This is a genomic window from Verrucomicrobium sp. BvORR106 (assembly GCF_000739655.1).
Classification (GTDB): domain Bacteria; phylum Verrucomicrobiota; class Verrucomicrobiia; order Verrucomicrobiales; family Verrucomicrobiaceae; genus Verrucomicrobium.
The window spans coordinates 1-1,746 of sequence record NZ_BATR01000197.1 but is presented as its reverse complement, the minus strand read 5'-3'; the positions used below and the strand labels follow the sequence as shown (position 1 = coordinate 1,746).

At 62.6% G+C, this 1,746-nt stretch carries 1 protein-coding gene; it reads right to left on the bottom strand.

Features of this window, described 5'->3' with window-relative positions; genetic code table 11:
* Nucleotides 1-48: 48 nt before the first annotated feature.
* The gene (locus BV106_RS34740) at nt 49-1,389 is read right to left on the bottom strand and encodes an IS110 family transposase (RefSeq protein WP_051946965.1); all 1,341 of its coding nucleotides are present in this window, start codon (nt 1,387-1,389) and stop codon (nt 49-51) included.
* Nucleotides 1,390-1,746 lie beyond the last annotated feature (357 nt).

Here is a 1,746-nt window from a genome sequence, read left to right as displayed (position 1 = left end):
TTTTGGAGAGAGTCTGAGTTAAGCTGCAACCTCTTTTTAAGAAGTTATTCACTCCGTTGGGCAGTCTGTGGGAGTAGCTGGGTGAGCTACTCCCTGGTAGCGCTGTCGCTCTGCCATGAGTACCGATTCCTGGTAGGGCGTGTGGTCTTGCCACATCCGCCATATGACGCGCACCCAGCGCCATGCCAGACTGCGCAAAGCCGTATGATGCTGCTTGCCGCGGGCTCTCTGCTTTTCGTAGTAAGCCTTCGCCCAATGACAGTAGCGGATCGAGCTGCTGGCGAACTCATGGAACGTCTGCCGGAAGTACCTGGGACAGGCCCGCCGCATCTGGATGCAGCTCGTGTTGCCGCTGGCAATGCGCACGGGTGAGAGGCCGCTGAAGGTCTGTAGCTCCAGTGCACTGGGCCACCTCTCCCGCTGGCTTCCCAGGGCGCACAGCAGCCGGGGGCCCATGGCCGGCCCCGCTCCAGGCAGGCTCTTGAAGATGCCTGCGTCGGGATGTTTGGCGTACAGGACGGCAATGCGTTTGTCATAGTCGTCAACGGCTGACAGCACCGCCCGCAGCTCCGCGGCCATGCGTTTGATGTCGAGATGGGCCGGGATGAGAACCGAAGGGGCGCACACCAGCGCTTGCGTCTGGGCAATGAGTTGCAGGCGTTGCTCCACCAGCTGGGGCTGGTGGATGTGGTGAAGATGGAAGAACTGGCGCAAGGTCTGCGGCCGTGCCGCCTGGAGCTGGGCCATGGTGGGCCAGCGGTGCAGCAGTTCCAGACCAAGGTTCGATGTAATAGATGAGCAGATCTCCAGGGCCACCGGGTAGGCCAGTCTGAGCCGGGCGGCCAGGTGGTTGCCCAGCCGGGTGCGCTCATCCACGGCGTCACGCCGCATCTGGCAGAGGGCGGCCAGCAGGCGGGTGTCTTCATCATCGGGCTGCCAGATGGAGAGTTTTTCCTGATGGTGATAGAGCATGTCCAGCAGGCTGTCAGCATCCGGTCCGTCGGCCTTGGCTCCGCTGGAGCAGAAGGCTTGGCGATATTGCGCGGCACTGCGGGTGGGCACCAGCACCAGATCCATGAAGTCGGCATGCTGGGCCAGGGCGTAAAGCAGGGCTCCCCGGTGGTTTTCCATGGCGACGATGACCCGGCCCGGGGCGAACTGCTGGCGCAGTTCGCAGACCCAGTCGGGGATTTGTTTCATGGTGAAGGTGCCTTTGCGCACCTCCCCTAGGCTCGCGCCGCTGCGGCGCAGACTGAAGGCATGCTTTTGGCTGCCCCAGTCGATGCCGACAAAGGCGGCATGGACGCCTTGAGGAGGGGTGCAACCTGCAACAGGGGTGGCAGCCGGCACTTGGGCCGTGGAGCGCCCCGGACAACGCGATGTTTTCATGGCGTGGAAGGGATTGTCAGTGGGACCAAAAAGGCCGACAATAAGGGCATGCAGCTCCAGGCCTGGGCGAAGTACTTATAGAAGTTCGTCGAGCGAAATTGTCTGAGGATTCGTTGCAGCCTGGAGGCACACCCCCGACCCAAACTCTCCAAACAAGCGTCAAACGCTGAGTGCGGCTATTGGTGAGGGGGGCGTGCATGCACCGGGCGGTGGCGGCCACCACCGCCCGGCCTCCAAGGATAGCGCCAAAACGCCAGCGGCGCGCGGCGCAGTTATTCACAATCGGCGGCGGCTGGGGGCTTCAGAGGGAGCCCCTGACCGCCGATTGATGAATAACTCCGACCCGACTATAAGTGC

Excerpts from the sequence above, each read along its gene's own strand:
- BV106_RS34740 (WP_051946965.1), bottom strand. The coding sequence starts at position 1,389 with ATGAAAACATCGCGTTGTCCGGGGCGCTCCACGGCCCAAGTGCCGGCT.